Here is a 17,156-nt window from a genome sequence, read left to right as displayed (position 1 = left end):
ATATGGGAATAATTACTATTCACTGTTTGTTGAGGCTTTGAAATAGAAGAATTGTAACGAAGAATTTGAATAATTCGAGAAAAATGGATAAATATAGACCTAAATCCTTCTTATGCCTAAAAACTTATTGTCAATTACCGATGTCAGTTCAAATGAATTGAGAATGTTGGTGAACAATACAATCAAAATAAGTCAAATTGAAAATCCTCAATCTTTACTTTTAGGCAAAAATGTAGGAGTATATTTTAATAGACCTTCTACCCGGACAAAAACATCATTCACTTTAGCTGCTTCTAATCTTGGAGCATCTGTTATCACATACCGACCTGATGATCTGCAATTAACCACAGGGGAAACAATAGAAGATACGGCAGGAGTGCTTGGCGAATATTTGGATGTATTAGTCATTAGATGCAAAGAGACTAGTGAAGCTAAAATATTTACTGTACCTCCAAAAATGAGCGTTATCAATGCTTTAAGTGATGAAGAACATCCTACTCAAACAATTGCTGATTTAGCGACAATTCAAGAAAAATTTAATCAATTAGAAGGAAGAAAGGTTTTATTCTTGGGTGAAGGAGGAAATATTGCTACTTCTTTTCTCTTAGCAGCATCGAGAATTCCGCAAATGGAATTAACATTCATCACCCCGTCAAAGTACGGATTCAAGGAACAAGTCATTCGTCAAGCAAAGGAATTTGCTCAAGAATCTTCTGCTAAAATATTTTATCACCATAATCCCCAAGAGCTTCCAGAACAAGTCGATGTGGTTTACACGACAAGATGGCGTAGTATGGGGGAGGAAAAGTTTGATCGCAAATGGTTAGATAATTTTAAAGGGTTTCAAGTTACTAAGACTTTGCTTGAGCGAGTTTCAAATTCCTCAACAATTTTGATGCACGATCTACCAGCAGAACGAGGTGCAGAAGTAGACTATGAGGTTCTTGAAGATGAGAGAAGCGCTATTTATCAGCAAGCCCGAAATAAATATACATCAGCTAAAGCTATATTAGCCTGGTGTTGTGATACGGTTTTTTAGACTGAAAAAGAGTTGTAACGGTAAAAACAAGAGGTTAAAAGTATGCAAGAAAAGCTAGATAAGTTACCAAACTGGAATGAATTAATTAAGGATTATTCAGCGGCGGGTCAACAAAATTTTCTCGAACGGCGTCCGGATGTATGGGTTTTTGGATATATTCCTGAAGTAGATCTTTTATCCCGTTATGTTGATAGCAATTCCAAAATATTGGACTTCGGATGCGGTAATGGCAAAATCTCAAGATATGTAAAAGATAGACTTTCTTGTGAACCCATAGGTGTTGATGTTAATCCTGAAGCGATCGATAGGGCTAAATCTTTTAATGATGGAATTCAGTATTTTGTGATTAAGGAAAACGAAATTCCAGATTCACCTGTACCTTTTGATGCTTGCATATCAAATCACGTCTTCCCTACCTATGCAAATCATGATGCAATTGTTGCAACATTACAAGCGATACGTAAAACATTAAAGAGCGGCGCTCCACTAATAATTTACGTGGATAACACGAAATACACGGGTGTTAAATACACGACCTTTATGGGTGGAGTTCCTGAGAAGAAATATAGCTCTGGAGAACCGTTACCAATGAGAATTTACTTGGGAGATACTCAGATAATGGATTTTCACGATTACTTCTGGTCTCCAGAGGATTATCTTGAGGCAATTAAGTTGGCTGGCTATACAGACCCTCAGGTTATATTTTCTCAATATGATGCGGTCAATGTGAAAAAGTACGAAGAATATTTTGGTCTTCACTTATCTGAGGAATTTGAAAACGAGAAGCTTTTTTCTCCTTGTGCAATATACAGCGGAAGAGCTTAATTATAGAGAATAAGTAAAGTCTTTAAATGGCTCGTAAACAATTCACAAGTCTTCCATTCCATAAAGATGATAGTTTTCAATCAATTAGAATCGAATGTACGCAACTACTGTCGTTCATTTCCTACAGTATTCAAGAAAGCACAAGGCTCTATTTTGGAAGATGAAAATGGTTGTAAATATCTAGATTTTTTTAGCGGAGCAGGAACGTTAAATTACGGACATAATAACCCGAAACTGAAAGAACGGCTGTTAGATTATATAAATGCAGATGGGCTTGTTCACAGTCTCGACATGGCAACTGTAGCCAAAAAAGAGTTCCTTATAGCTTTTGCAGAAATTATTCTCAAGCCTAGAGAATTGGATTACAAAATTCAGTTCTGTGGTCCGACTGGGACCAATGCTATCGAGGCAGCCTTGAAAATTGCCCGCAACACCACAGGACGGCATAATGTCATCTCCTTTTCCAACAGCTTTCACGGCGTAACCCTTGGTTCCCTTGCAGCGACGGCTAATGCCTATTATCGGGAGGCTTCAGGAATTCCCACTATAGGAGTAACGTTTATGCCATACGACGGGTACCTGGGTTCAGATGTGGATACAACGGAGTATTTGGATAAGGTACTGTCAGATAGAAGTAGCGGTGTAGATCTTCCGGCAGCGGTAATCTTAGAAACAGTTCAGGGAGAAGGCGGGGTTAACGTAGCAAGTTTTTCCTGGTTGCGATCGCTTTTAAAGGTCTGTCGGAAGCATCATGTCTTGTTAATCGTTGACGACGTTCAAGCAGGATGCGGACGGACTGGAACCTTTTTCAGTTTTGAAGAAGCGGGAATTTCTCCAGACCTCGTTATCCTCTCCAAATCATTGAGTGGTTTTGGTCTGCCTTTCTCAGTGGTACTTATAAAACCGGAATTAGACCAGTGGAAACCAGGTCAACATAACGGTACATTCCGGGGGAATAACCTAGCCTTTGTTACTGCCAAAGCTGCCTTGGAAATTTATTGGCAGAATGACTGTTTTTCAGCCTCCGTCAAAGAAAAAGGAACAATACTGCGTAACCGTTTGGAGCAAATAGTCAAAAATAACTGGGAATGGGATTTTTCTGTTAGAGGACGCGGCATGATTCAGGGTCTGGACTGCAAAGATGGTGACTTAGCTAGTAACATTGCACGAAAAGCCTTTGAAAAGGGGTTAGTGATCGAAACTTGCGGTTCCAAAGGGCAGGTTATAAAATGTCTTTCGCCTTTAACGATTTCCGAGCAGGAATTGGAACAAGGGCTGAACATTTTAGAAAATTGTTTCACAGCAGCCTTCAGATCGGCTGTCGCGGTTACAACAATGCATACTGGTTGAGAGCGCTAATTAATAATTGCTAATTGTTAGACGATGATGCCTTCAAATTTAGATTATACCTCGCTATCTTTTGAACAAGAGCGCATGTGGCTCCTTGACCAGTTGACACCTGGTCATCCAGCTTATAATATCCGGGGTGCTGTTGAGATAAAAGGAGTAATCAATGTATCCCTAATAGAGCAGAGCCTTAACGAAATCGTCAAGCGTCACGAAATTTTGCGGACTCACTTTGCCATTATTGAGGGCGAACCCAAGCAAGTTATTTTGCCTTCCTTTAAGGTAACATTGCCTGTTGAAGATTTGCAAAATCGACAAGCACAGGAGCGGGAGGCGGTAGCTTGGCAGTTAGCAACTCAAATCGTCCAACAACCTTTCAACTTGAACCAAAGTCCGCTCTGGCGAGTTCATTTGCTACGGCTAGAGGAAGCTAGGCATATCTTGGTGTTGAGTATGCACCACATTATCTGCGATGGTGATGGCTCGTTTGGAATATTTTTCCAAGAGGTGGGGACGCTGTACGAAGCTTTTTCCTATGGTAAACCGTCCCCCCTACCTGAATTATCTTTGCAATACAAAGAGTTTGCACTTTGGCAACGGCAACAGTTGACAGATGAATTTCTAAAACCTCAGCTAGCTTACTGGAAAAAACAACTGGGGGATAATCTTCCTGTTTTGCCCTTACCCATTGACCATCCACGACCTGCGACTCAAACTTACTCAGGAGCTTGCCAAGAACTGACGCTCTGTGAAGAATTAAGTCAGAAACTTAAGCAACTCAGTCAGCAGCAGGGGGTATCTCTGTTTGCGATGCTCTTGACAGCGTTCAAAACGTTGCTTTACCGCTACACAGGGCAGCCAGAGATCGTTGTCGGTTCGCCAACTAAAGGGCGTAACCTCCCCGGTACTGAAGGGGCGATCGGCTACTTCGGCAATCCTTTAGTCCTGCGAACCGATGTCTCAGGCAATCCATCCTTCCAGGAGCTGTTATTCCGCGTAAGCAACACAACCTCTCTAGCCGAAGCGCATCAAGATTACCCCTTTCAGAAGTTGGTGGAGGTACTCAAGCCAGAACGCGATATGAGTTATCCGCCTTTGTTCCAGGTGTTGTTTATCCTGCGGGATGATTTGATGCCAACGCTAGAACTGGCAAATCTCACCCTGACACCTCTGGATGTAGAGAACCTTGCTGTGCCTTACGATTTGTCTTTATCAATTAAAGACAGTGGTTCAGAAATGGTGTGGGTGTGGGAATACAACGCAGACTTATTTGAACACGCAACTATCAACCGGATGATTTGCCATTGTCAAAATTTACTTCAAAGTATTGTGGACAATCCGGAAGGCTGTATAGGTGAGCTACCCCTGTTGATGGAAGCCGAACGCGATCGCTTGCTCGTTGAGTGGAATAATACGCAAACCGAATTTTCCCGCCGTTGCGTTCATCAGTTGTTTGAGGATCAAGTTGAGCAAACCCCCGATGCAGTCGCGGTTGTCTTTGCAGAAGAACTATTAACCTATCGGGAACTTAACCATAGGGCTAATCAATTAGCCCATTATTTACAACGCTTGGGAGTAGAACCAGAAAGCTTAGTGGGCATCTGCCTTGAACGATCTATTGAATTGACGGTTGCTATTTTGGCTATTTTGAAGGCAGGCGGGGCTTATGTACCGTTAGACCCAAGCTATCCGGTTGAGCGTTTAGCATATATGTTATCAAATGCCAAGGTACAAGCGCTGTTAACAACTCGCGTATTGTTAAACACTTTACCTCAACTGGCAGAAGCTGCACAAGGGTGTCCAATCATTCACCTTGATGAAGCTCGTACAATTATCTCCCAACAAAGCAACTTGAATCCTGTCAGCCAAGTTCAACCTAATAACTTGGCTTACTGTCTTTACACCTCTGGCTCTACCGGTCAGCCTAAGGGTGTGGCTATGGAACATCTGAGTCTCTCAAACTTGATTGAGTGGCATCTTGAAAATCGACTGGCTATCAGCGGAACCAAGATGCTGCAATTTTCTCCCGCAAGTTTTGACATTTCTTTTCAAGAAATCTTTTCTACCTGGTGTTCTGGTGGTACCTTAGTCCTCGTTTCCGAACAGATGCGGCGGAATCCCCTAGCCTTATTAGAGTTCATCGTTGAAAAAAAGATAGAAAGATTATATCTGCCATTCATAGCCCTTCAACAGTTGGCAGAGGCTGTGGAAATTGGACCGATTCCCACTTGTTTGCGGGAGGTAATGACAGGTGGGGAGCAGTTACAAATCACAAAAGCGATCGCTAATCTGTTCCGCCAAACGGGCGCAACTTTATACAATCATTACGGGGCAACAGAAATCCAAGAAGCTACCACCTACAAGCTTACTGGAGAAGTTAGCAACTGGCTAATGATTTCACCTATTGGTCGTCCCATAAATAATGTCCAAATTTATATTCTTGATCAGTTCTATCAACCTGTTCCTATCGGTGTGACGGGTGAGTTATACATCGGTGGTGATGGTTTGGCTAGAGGCTATCTCAATCGTCCAGAGTTAAACGAAGAAAAATTTATCCCTAATCCTTTTCTGTCTTCAAATGAGGATAAAACGAGAATAAGACGGCTCTACAAAACTGGCGATCTAGCTCGGTATCTCAGTAATGGGAATATTGAAAATTTTGGTCGGGTTGGTCATCAAGTTAAGGTGCGGGGGTTCCGCATTGAGTTGGGTGAGATTGAAATGAGCCTCACCAACCATCCTGCGGTGAGGGAAAGTGTGGTTGTGACTCATACCGAGGAGGGGGTTAACAAACGCTTGGTAGCTTATGTAGTTCCAGCTAAACAATTGGAACCGTCTTCTGATGCCAGAAAATTAGAAGTGGTGCTATCCAGCTATTTGAAAGAAAAACTGCCCGACTTCATGGTTCCCCAAACCTTTGTCATTCTTAATGAGATGCCTTTGACCTCCAGTGGGAAAATAAACCGCCGTGGGTTACCAGCTCCAGAAACGTTGCGACCTGAGTTGGCAACAGCAATAGTCAGGGCTAAATCAAAGACGGAGAAACAAATTGCTCAGATTTGGCAAGAGTTGCTGCACATAGAGGAGGTGGGAGTTAATGACAATTTCTTTGACCTTGGTGGAAACTCCTTACTTTTAATCCGGGCGCATAAGAAATTAACCGAAATCTTTGGAACAGATTTGCCAGCTGTGACCTTGTTTCAATACCCTACCATACAAAGGCTGGCTCATTACTTAAGCCTAAAGGTAAACGACGGCAACGAAGATTTAGAGCGAAATTCGATAGGTACCCAGGCAAAGGCGAAGAAGGGAATAGCTACAAGCAGCCATAAAGCTTCTACCAGGTCAACCAGACAGCTAACGCAAAAAGACCGAACTGCCAAAATAGGAATGGAAACCGCGAGTGATTCGTCAAGTCCACCTATTAGAGAATCAGACATAGCCATTATTGGAATGTCATGTCGCTTCGCTGGATCTGAGAATATAGAAGCTTTTTGGCAGAATCTGCATGATGGCGTGGAGTCGATCTCCTTTTTTTCTGATGAAGAGATAGAACTAGATAACCCGTCCTTGCTGAGTCAACCCAATTACGTTAAAGCTGGCGCAGTTTTGCCGAATATCGAGCAGTTTGACGCTTCCTTCTTCGACTACAGCATCAAAGAAGCTACCATCACAGACCCGCAACAACGTCTTTTATTAGAATGTGCTTGGGAAGCGATTGAAAGCACTGGTTACAACCCCGAAATCTATGAGGGAATAATCGGAGTTTACATTGGGTCAGGCATGAGTACTTACTTGATCAACAATGTAGCACCTCACCAAGGGGTTCCCTCTAGGCGTCCATTCCTTGAAACAGATGATTTTCAAGTGAAACTGGGCAATGACCGAAATTATTATGCCACTCGCATCTCGTATAAACTGAATTTGACTGGTCCAAGTGTGAATGTGCAAACGGCATGTTCAACTTCATTGGTATCTGTACACCAAGCTTGCCAAAGCTTGCTTAATGGCGAATGTGATATGGCTCTGGCTGGTGGGGTAGCCATTGCCCTTCCCCAGAAAGTCGGCTATCTATATCAAGACAGCATGATTCGCTCTTCCGACGGGCATTGTCGCGCTTTTGATGCTCAAGCACAAGGAACTGTGTTTGGCAGCGGAGGCGGAATTGTTGTTTTGAAGTTGTTAAGTAAAGCAATCTCCGATGGAGATAATATTGTAGCGGTTATCAAAGGTTCAGCTATTAATAATGATGGGGCTTTGAAAGTGGGCTATACAGCTCCTGGTGTGGAAGGGCAAGCTAATGCAATTTCTGATGCCCTGGCGATCGCCTCCGTCGATGCCAGCACTATAACTTATGTGGAAACACATGGCACGGCGACTGCTTTAGGAGACCCCATTGAAATTGCGGCTCTAACCCAAGCTTTTCGCCAGAGTACCGAGCAAGCAAGTTTAGAGCGCCAACACTGTGCAATTGGCTCTGTCAAAACGAATATCGGGCACTTAGATGAGGCGGCTGGGATCGCGGGCTTGATTAAAACCGCCTTAGCCCTCAGCCACAAAATCATTCCTCCCAGCTTAAACTTTTCTAAGCCAAACCCTCAAATTGATTTTAACAATAGCCCTTTTTACGTCAATACAAAACTTTCTGAATGGAAAACAAATGGCACGCCTCGCCGCGCAGGGGTTAGTTCTTTTGGAATGGGTGGGACAAATTGCCATATAGTTTTGGAAGAAGCTCTGGAGCCTGTGACGAAAAGTAAACAGGTGTTTGCGCCTCCGTTACACTTGCTCACCCTCTCGGCTAAAAATGAAGCAGCCCTGCAGGAACTCGCACAACGTTATGCTGTTTATCTTGAAGCCCATCCAGATGCCTCGTTGGTGGATATTTGCTTCACGGCTAACACGGGACGCAAACACTTTAATCACCGTTTGGCAGTCGTCACTGAATCTACTCAGCAACTGTGTGAGCAATTGAAAACCTTCTCACAACAAGATTTTGCCAATGAGCAACCCACAACAGGTACAATATTGCAACAGCCTGCTTCACGGGAGGTAAAATCATCTGTTAGCAAGATTGCCTTCCTTTTCACGGGTCAAGGATCGCAGTATGTGGGTATGGCACAAAGGTTGTACGATCGCCCAGTTTTCCGGGAAACCCTTGACCATTGCGATGAAATATTGCGTGTGGGCGGTTATTTGGATCGGTCTTTGCTCGATCTCCTCTACCCCAAAGCCAACCAAAATTCACCCTTAGATGAAACCGCTTACACCCAACCCGCTTTGTTTGCGATCGAATACGCCCTCACCCAGTTGTGGAAATCGTGGGGTATTGAACCCGATGTCGTTATGGGACATAGCGTTGGGGAATATGTAGCTGCTTGTGTCGCTGGAGTCTTTAGCCTGGAAGATGGTTTGAAACTCATTGCCGCACGCGGACGGCTGATGCAAGAACTACCTCAAAACGGGGAAATGCTTTCTGTTAGGGCAAGCGAAGCATATGTGACTGCGCTGATTAAACCGTACGAGAACGATCTTTCTATTGCAGCCATTAATGGTCCTGAAAGTATTGTTATCTCGGGTCGGCGCGATGCCATAAATGCTATCAGTGCTACCTTAGACGCTAACGGAGTCAAGACGAAGAAATTAAAAGTTTCCCATGGGTTCCACTCGTGTTTGATGGAACCAATGGTAGCCGAGTTTGAGCGGATAGCTCGGCAAGTAAGTTATTCACAACCACAGATTGACCTGATTTCCAACGTCACCGGACAATTAGCCAACAGTAGTATAGCAACGCCTGATTACTGGGTTCATCATGTGCGGCAACCCGTTAGGTTTGCTAACAGCATAGAAACTCTCAATAGTCAAGAGGTAGATGCACTGGTAGAAATTGGTCCCTCACCTGTCCTGTTGGGGATGGGGCGTGAGTGTCTACCCGAACATAAGGGGCTGTGGCTAGCAAGTCTGCATCCAAAGCAAGATGATTGGCAACAACTCTTAAGCAGTTTAGCAAACCTTTACTTGCAGGGCATGACCATTGACTGGCTTGGTTTTGACCAAGGCTACTCCCGCCGTCGCTTGCCTCTGCCAACCTATCCTTTCCAACGACAACGCTACTGGATCGACAGACCTAATAACCCACAGACAAGCCAACTCTACAACGCCAACGCTCATCCACTGCTGGGTCAACAGTTGTCCTTAGCTGGAACTCAAAAGCTGCGTTTTGAGTCCCGAATAAGTCTTAACCGCCCAGCTTGGCTAGAGGATCATCGTGTCTTTCAAACCGTGGTTATGCCAGGAACAGGTTATTTAGAGATGGCTTTAGCTGCAGCTAGCAGATCGGGAGAGGCGATCGGTCATGCTCATGACAAAGTTTGGTTAGAAGATGTGATGTTCCGGCAAGCGATGATTTTTACTGGTAGAGAGGAAAAAACAGTTCAACTGGTTTTGTCACCCCTATCCTCAGATGTCTCTAATCAGAACGCTACAGAACAAGCATATTCCTTCCAGATATTTAGCCAAGTTTGCTCTGTAGAAGAAAGTCAAAAACCATCTTGGACGCTGCACGCTTCTGGTAAAATCCTCACCGGAAAAGCATGGTTAACAAACTCAGGTGATTTGGCAGTTTTACAACAACGATGTCCTCAAGAAATTCCAGTTGACTTATTATACCAACGCTATCGGGAGCAACAAACGGATTATGGTTCGAGCTTTCAAGCAGTAAAGCAGTTTTGGCAAGGTAAGGGAGTCGCGTTAGGCAAAATCAACCTCCCGCAACAAGTGTTACTATAGACGGCATATTATAACATACATCCGGTATTATTGGATGCTTGCCTCCAGATTTTAGAAGCGGCGCTATTTGACGAAGACAGCCAAAAGACTTCCTATGTGCCAATAGGCGTAGAACGTCTGCGTCTTAGCAATAACTGGCTAGACCAAAAACCTGATGTGAGTTTCTGGTGTTATGCACAATTAAACAACCAGACTCATCAGCAGCAACTCAAAGGTGATTTAGAACTGTTTGCTGAGGATGGAAAGCTGCTGGCGATTTTGGAAGGGGTGCGACTTCAGGAAGTTCAAGCCCAAACCGTGCTCAAATCACAACACACAAGCTTAACAAAGTGGCTGTACAAGGTCGAATGGCGTCAACAGCGTTTAAATAAGGGCAATTTCAAGATTCTTGAGCCAAGAAATTGGCTGATATTGGCTGATGTGAGGGGTACTGGCGCACAGTTGGCTGAGCGGTTGCGTTTGCAAGGAGATTGTTGCTACTTAGTTTTTTGTGACCAAGTATATGAGCAAATCAACGAGCAAACATTCAAACTCAACCCAGCTCATCCAGAACAGTTTCAACATCTGTTACAGATGGTGCCTAATCTGTATGGGATTGTGCATTGCTGGAGTTTAGATGCAACAGAAAGCGACTTGCTCAGCGCTTCAATGACTGGCTGTGGCAGTACATTGCATTTAGTCCAAACAGTGATTGAGACTAAGACATACAACAGAGGTGTGCCTCCTCGCCTGTGGTTAGTGACTCAGGGAGCGCAAGCAGTAGCAGGAAATCACGTTCAACAGGTGGCTCAAGCTCCTTTATGGGGTATGGGGAAAGTGATTGCCCTAGAACACCCAGAGCTAGAATGTGTGTGTGTTGACCTTGAGCCAACAGCTAATGCTGAAGATGGCATAGAGATGCTGTTTGATGAACTTCAATCACCAACAGCAGAAAACCAGGTGGCGTTGCACAACAACCAACGCTATGTAGCCCGATTGGTACGTCACCCCAGCCTTGAGCAACCAACTGACAACCCCACTGAGCCGTTTCAAATCAAGTTATCGGAATATGGAAGTTTAGACAATATACAATTAGTACCACTTGTTCGCCGCCCACCAGAACCAACAGAAGTAGAAATTGAGGTTTATGCTTGTGCGTTGAACTTCCGGGATGTGATGAATGCACTGGGAATGCTCAAAGAACACTATGCGGAACACTTGGGCATTCATCACGCTAAAGATGTGCCATTGGGTTTTGAATGTGCAGGCAAAATCGTCAGGGTAGATTCTGGGGTTACTGGTTTCAAAGTCGGTGATGAAGTCATGGCGATCGCCGATGGCAGCTTTGCCAGTTTTGTAACAGTCAAGGCAGCGTTTGTCGTTCACAAGCCGAGTGAACTGAGTTTTGAAGAAGCGACGACGATGCCAAACGTATTCTTGACGGCAATGTATGGGATCTCGGAACTGGCAAACATTCAACCAGGCGATCGGGTGCTGATCCATGCCGCTGCCGGAGGGGTAGGTCAAGCGGCGGTACAACTGGCGCAGGCTATTGGAGCAGAGGTTTTTGTTACAGCGAGTACTAGCAAGTGGGAGTTTCTCAAAGCACAGGGCATTGAAGAAACACACATCATGAATTCGCGCACGCTTGCTTTTGCCTCGGAATTAATGACCAAGAGCGATGGCAAAGGCGTGGATATTGTCCTCAACAGTTTGAGTGGTGAGTTTATTGAGCACAGCTTTGCGGTGTTGGCTGTTGGTGGTCGCTTTGTCGAACTTGGCAAAATGGGCATTTGGGATCAACACATGGTGGCGAAATCTCGCCCCGATGTAGCCTACTATTCCTTTGATTTAAGTGATGTTCTCAACCAAAACCCTGAGTTGATGACAAAAATGCTTGCTCAGTTGAGTCGGTCTTTGACAGAAGGTCAAATCCAGCCATTGCCGCACAAAGTATTCCCTGTATCTGGTGCGACCGAAGCTTTTCGGTATATGCAGCGAGCCAAGCACATTGGTAAAGTAGTCTTGACTTTCAAATCACAAACAAAACAACTGATACGAGGCGATGGTACTTATCTAGTTACAGGTGGTTTAGGTGGACTGGGATTGCTAGTTGCACGTTTTCTAGTGGAGCGTGGTGCAAAACATTTGGTGCTGGTAGGACGTAGCGAGGTTAAGCCATCTGTCCGTTCTCAATTACAGCAACTTGAGCAAGCAGGGGTTCAAGTCACCGTAGCCCAAGCAGATGTTTTTGATCGCGAACAAGTCGCCCGCGTACTTGCACAAATCGAATCATATAAAGCACCATTGCGAGGTATTATTCATGCGGCAGGCGTTTTGGACGATGGTATCATACAGAAACAAACATGGGAACGCTTTGAGCGAGTGATGGCTCCGAAAGTGCAAGGGGCATGGAATCTACATACACAGACTGCTTCACTCAAACAACCTTTAGATTTCTTTGTGTTGTTCTCGTCAAGTACCTCTTTGTTTGGGACTGCGGGTCAAGCCAACTATGCCGCAGCCAATGCTTTTCTTGATGGACTGGCTGCTTATCGTCACATGCAGGGGTTGCCTGGACTCTCTATTAACTGGGGGGCTTGGTCTGAGGTAGGAATGACAGCCAGACTTCAAATAAATGAGTTGCTTAGTCAAAAAGGAGAGGAAAGTATAACTCCCCAACAAGGACTACAGGTATTAGGACAGTTGTTAAAAGAACAATTGAACTACCCCCTAGTACAGGTAGGTGTCATGCCTATCAACTGGTCACAGTTCCTGACGGGACAATTCGCACGCTCGCCCTTTTTTAGCAATTTCACTCAGGCTTCTGGAGCATTTAGCGATCGCCTTGCTACCATTGCCCCCGATGGGACTACCCAAAGGAAACAACATAATCATTTCCGCAGGCAATTAGAAAACAGTTCTGCCCAAGAGCGATTGGAACTTTTAAAAGAGCATATTAGCATCAATATTGCCCAACTTTTGGGCGGTGATTCATCGGTGTTATTGGAGGAAGATGATATAGGCTTTTTTACGAACGGTATGGACTCATTGACCTCTATAGAATTGCGGAATAACTTGCAATCTAGCCTTGGTTGTTCTTTGCCCACAACCTTGATTTTTGACTATCCGACTGTGAATAAATTAGCTAATTATCTAGCCGAAGAATTATTTCCTAACAGCACTGAACAGAAGCATTCATCGGAAATTACACGGTCTTTAGAACACAAAATAATTACTCCCGAACCGCCCGAAGATTACCTATTTAATGAACCGCAAAGACGCGAAGGACACGAAGAAAGAAGAGAAAGAAGATCGGTAACCTTACACCGGGAAGGGAGTAAGCAGACAGCAGATTCGGTCGAATTGCCGCAAACAAAACCAGAAAATGAAGAAGAAACTATAGACGACATTGCCCAAGAACTCGCAAAACAACTAGGTTTAAATGAGTAAAAATTCAGAAGAATATTTTTCATTTTTAATGAGAACGGCGTCGCAAAAGATTGCCGAACTACAAGCTGAGGTTGACCACTTAAAACACGCCCAAAGCGAGCCGATCGCCATCATTGGAATAGGCTGCCGATTTCCTGGTGCGAATAACCCAGAGGAGTTTTGGCAATTGTTACGCCAGGGACAAGATGCCATTTGTGAAGTGCCAAAAGAGCGTTGGGATATTGATGCATACTACGACCCAGACCCAGAAACCCCAGGCAAGATCTCGACGCGCTTTGGTGGGTTTGTTAATCAGGTTGATAAATTCGACCCATTTTTCTTCAACATTTCCCCTCGTGAAGCGATTAGTCTCGATCCACAACACCGCCTGCTTTTAGAGGTAAGTTGGGAAGCACTGGAACACGCTGCTTTAGAACAGAGGAAGCTACCCAAAAAGACGGGCGTGTTCGTCGGTATCAGTGACCATGACTATTTTCATCTCATACTCAGGCAAGGAGAAAAGTCGATTGATAACTATCTTGCCTTAGGGAATGACTTTAGTACCGCGAGTGGTCGGTTGTCCAATTTTTTGGACGTAATAGGACCAACCCTTTCGGTCGATACAGCTTGCTCTTCATCTTTAGTAACTATTCATTTGGCTTGTCGGAGTCTTCGTAATAAAGAATGTGATTTAGCGTTGGCTGGGGGAGTAAATCTAATTTTAACGCCAACAGTCAGCATAAACCTGTCCAAAGGTCGGATGCTAGCACCTGATGGTCGCTGCAAAGCCTTTGCAGCTTCTGCCAATGGCTATGTTCGCTCAGAAGGATGTGGCTTTGTGGTTATGAAACGTCTCTGTGATGCCGAAGCCAACGGAGACAACATTTTGGCGTTGATTCGAGGATCGGCAACAAACCACGATGGTCGTACCAGTAGCCTGACTGTACCCAACGGTCCTTCTCAGCAAGCTGTCATTCGGCAAGCCTTGGCAGAAAGTGAGGTGAAACCAGAAGAAATTTCTTATGTGGAAGCTCATGGTACTGGAACACAGTTAGGAGACCCCATTGAAATGGGCTCCCTTGGTGCAGTATTCAGCCAGCGGGAACGCCCTTTATTTGTTGGTTCGGTAAAGACCAACATTGGGCATCTCGAATCTGCAGCTGGGATAGCAGGTTTAATTAAGGTTGTACTTTCTCTACACCATAAAGAAATTCCACCAAGCTTGCATTTCCACGAACCGAATCCTTACATCGATTGGGACAATTTGCCAGTAAGCATCCCGACTAAACCGATGCCTTGGCATCCTGGCAACCGATTCGCGGGCGTGAGTTCTTTCAGTTATAGTGGAACAAATTGCCATGTCGTGTTAGAAGAAGCGCCAAACACAAAGGTAACTGTCAGTGATTTAGAGCGGGACAAGCATCTTCTCACCCTGTCAGCAAAAAAACCAGAGGCTCTGGCGGAATTAGCAAAGAGTTATGTGACTTATCTAAGTCGGCATCCAGATGCCGACTTAGCCAACATTTGTTTCACTACTAATACAGGAAGACAACATTTTAGCTACCGTTTATCTATATTAGCTGAATCTAAAGCACAACTTCGCGAAAAATTAGAAGCATTTACCCTCAAAGGTAGAGGTGAACAAACAACGACGAAACTAACATCGTCAGAAACTAGATGGGTACAGGTGACCAAATCAGCCCCAAAAAAAATTGCCTTTCTGTTCACCGGTCAAGGAGCGCAGTATGTGGGCATGGGGCAAAAACTTTACGAAACCCAACCTATTTTCCGCTCCTGGCTAGATACCTGTAACGAGATTCTGCGACCACTACTGGAACAACCTTTGCTGTCAGTGCTTTACCCCAAACTAGACCAAGCAGAGGAACAATCACTAGCCCCTCGCCTCTTAGATCGAACGGCTTACACACAACCAGCTTTATTCGCGATCGAGTATGCCCTTTTCCAGTTGTGGAAATCTTGGGGTATAGAACCTAATGTGGTGATGGGGCATAGTGTAGGAGAATATGTAGCCGCTTGTGTAGCAGGGGTTTTTAGCTTGGAAGAGGGCTTGAAACTGATTGCCGCACGCGGACAGCTTATGCAAGCCTTGCCCCAAGATGGGCAAATGGTTGCTGTTGCAGCAAGCGTTGCACACATAACAGATATAATTCGACCATTAGCCCATGAAGTTGCGATCGCTGCTTTTAACGGTCCGCAAAGCCTCGTTATTTCTGGACAAAGCAAAGCTATTAAGAGCATTTGTGACATCTTAGAAACCCAAGGCGTTAAAACGACAAAATTAGCGGTTTCTCATGGGTTCCACTCCCCTCTTATGGCACCAATGTTAAGCGAATTCGAGCGAGTGGCTCAACAGATTAACTTCTCCTTACCATCTGCTTCGCCTAAGCTAATTTCCAATCTAACTGGGGCGTTAGTAACTGACGAAGTCGCCACACCTGAGTACTGGTGCCGTCATGTCCGGCAACCTGTTAGATTTGCAACAGGTATGCAAACCCTTGAGCGTATGGGTATCGAGGTGTTTTTAGAGATTGGTCCCAAGCCCATTTTATTGGGAATGGGGCGTGAGTGTCTCCCCGAACACAAGGGGCTGTGGCTAGCTAGCCTGCACCCAAAGCAAGATGATTGGCAACAAATTTTAAGCAGTTTAGCAGACCTCTACTTGCAGGGCATGACCATTGACTGGCTTGGCTTTGACCAAGGCTACTCCCGTCGTTGCCTGCCTCTGCCGACCTATCCTTTCCAACGACAGCGCTACTGGATCGAGACATCTAACAAGCTGACTCACTCACAAACAAGCCAATTTTCTCACGCCAGTTATCATCCGTTGCTTGGTCAACAATTTACCTTAGCTGGAACTCAGGAGCTTCGTCTTTGGTGTTATGCCGAACTCAAACACGGTCATCAGCATTACCAGCAACTCAAGGCTGATTTACGGCTGTTTGCCTCCGATGGAAAGGCGATCGCGCTTATTGAAGGGGTACAGCTTCAAGAGGTTCAAGCAGAAACCATTTTCAAAACAGAACAAACAGGCGTAACAAAGTGGTTTTACGAGGTTGAATGGCGTCAACAGCCAATTTTTACGGAAGCAACAAACATTGTCGAACCTAGAAACTGGCTGATTTTAGCTGATTTTGGGGGTCTTAGCGAGCAGTTGGCTCAACGGTTGCGTTTGCAAGGAGATTTTTGCTATTTAGTTTTTTGTAACCAAGCATATGAGCAAATCAACGAGCAAACATTCAAACTCAACCCAGCCAATTTAAAAGAGTTTCAACAATTGTTGGAGTATACACCGGATCTGTATGGGGTTGTGCATTGCTGGAGTTTAGATGCAAGAGAAACCGACTTGGACACCGCTTCGATGACTAGCTGTGGCAGTACATTGCATTTAGTCCAAGCAATTATTGAGAAAGACAACAGACGTGTGCCTCCTCGCCTGTGGTTAGTGACTCAGGGAGCGCAAGCTGTGGCAGGAAATCACGTTCAACAGGTGGCTCAAGCTCCTTTGTGGGGGATGGGAAAAGTTATTGCCTTGGAACATCCGGAGTTACAATGTGTGTGTGTTGACCTTGAATCAACGGATAATACTGAAAGTAGCATAGAGTTAGTCCTAAGCCAGCAATAACATAGACAAGTCTAGACTATTATTGACAACTACCCTCCTATATTTTCAATCAGATTATCAACAATTTCTCTTAACCGTTCTTGCCAGTTATGTACGGATTTT

5 protein-coding genes and 1 pseudogene are annotated in these 17,156 nt (G+C 44.6%); all 6 read left to right on the top strand.

Translation table 11 applies throughout. The features are described from left to right. Window positions 1-112: 112 nt before the first annotated feature. Window positions 113-1,039 carry an ornithine carbamoyltransferase gene (locus tag OGM63_RS05815; RefSeq protein ID WP_263744555.1) on the top strand — a complete coding sequence of 309 codons (927 nt, stop codon included), beginning with the start codon at window positions 113-115 and terminating at the stop codon, window positions 1,037-1,039. Window positions 1,040-1,081: 42 nt separating this feature from the next. Next, window positions 1,082-1,864, top strand: coding sequence for a class I SAM-dependent methyltransferase (locus OGM63_RS05810; RefSeq protein ID WP_263744554.1), 783 nt, complete (start codon window positions 1,082-1,084; stop codon window positions 1,862-1,864). A gap of 66 nt (window positions 1,865-1,930) precedes the next feature. After that, on the top strand, window positions 1,931-3,214 hold the full coding sequence (gene ectB, locus OGM63_RS05805) for a diaminobutyrate--2-oxoglutarate transaminase (protein ID WP_263744553.1): 1,284 nt from the start codon (window positions 1,931-1,933) through the stop codon (window positions 3,212-3,214). A gap of 33 nt (window positions 3,215-3,247) precedes the next feature. Beyond that, window positions 3,248-10,561, top strand: a pseudogene (locus OGM63_RS05800) (amino acid adenylation domain-containing protein); the annotation flags it as partial. A gap of 12 nt (window positions 10,562-10,573) precedes the next feature. Continuing rightward, the gene (locus tag OGM63_RS05795) at window positions 10,574-13,432 is read left to right on the top strand and encodes an SDR family NAD(P)-dependent oxidoreductase (RefSeq protein WP_318528410.1); all 2,859 of its coding nucleotides are present in this window, start codon (window positions 10,574-10,576) and stop codon (window positions 13,430-13,432) included. Next, complete coding sequence (locus OGM63_RS05790; protein ID WP_263744552.1) at window positions 13,425-17,054, top strand: type I polyketide synthase; 3,630 nt, start codon at window positions 13,425-13,427, stop codon at window positions 17,052-17,054. Before OGM63_RS05795 ends, OGM63_RS05790 begins: the two co-directional genes overlap by 8 nt. The last annotated feature ends 102 nt before the right edge of the window (window positions 17,055-17,156 follow it).

It is taken from the genome of Plectonema radiosum NIES-515, assembly GCF_025753815.1.
Classification (GTDB): Bacteria; Cyanobacteriota; Cyanobacteriia; order Cyanobacteriales; family Nostocaceae; genus Hassallia; species Hassallia radiosum_A.
Note: the sequence above shows the minus strand (reverse complement) of the source record. Positions and strands in the feature narration are given on the sequence as shown.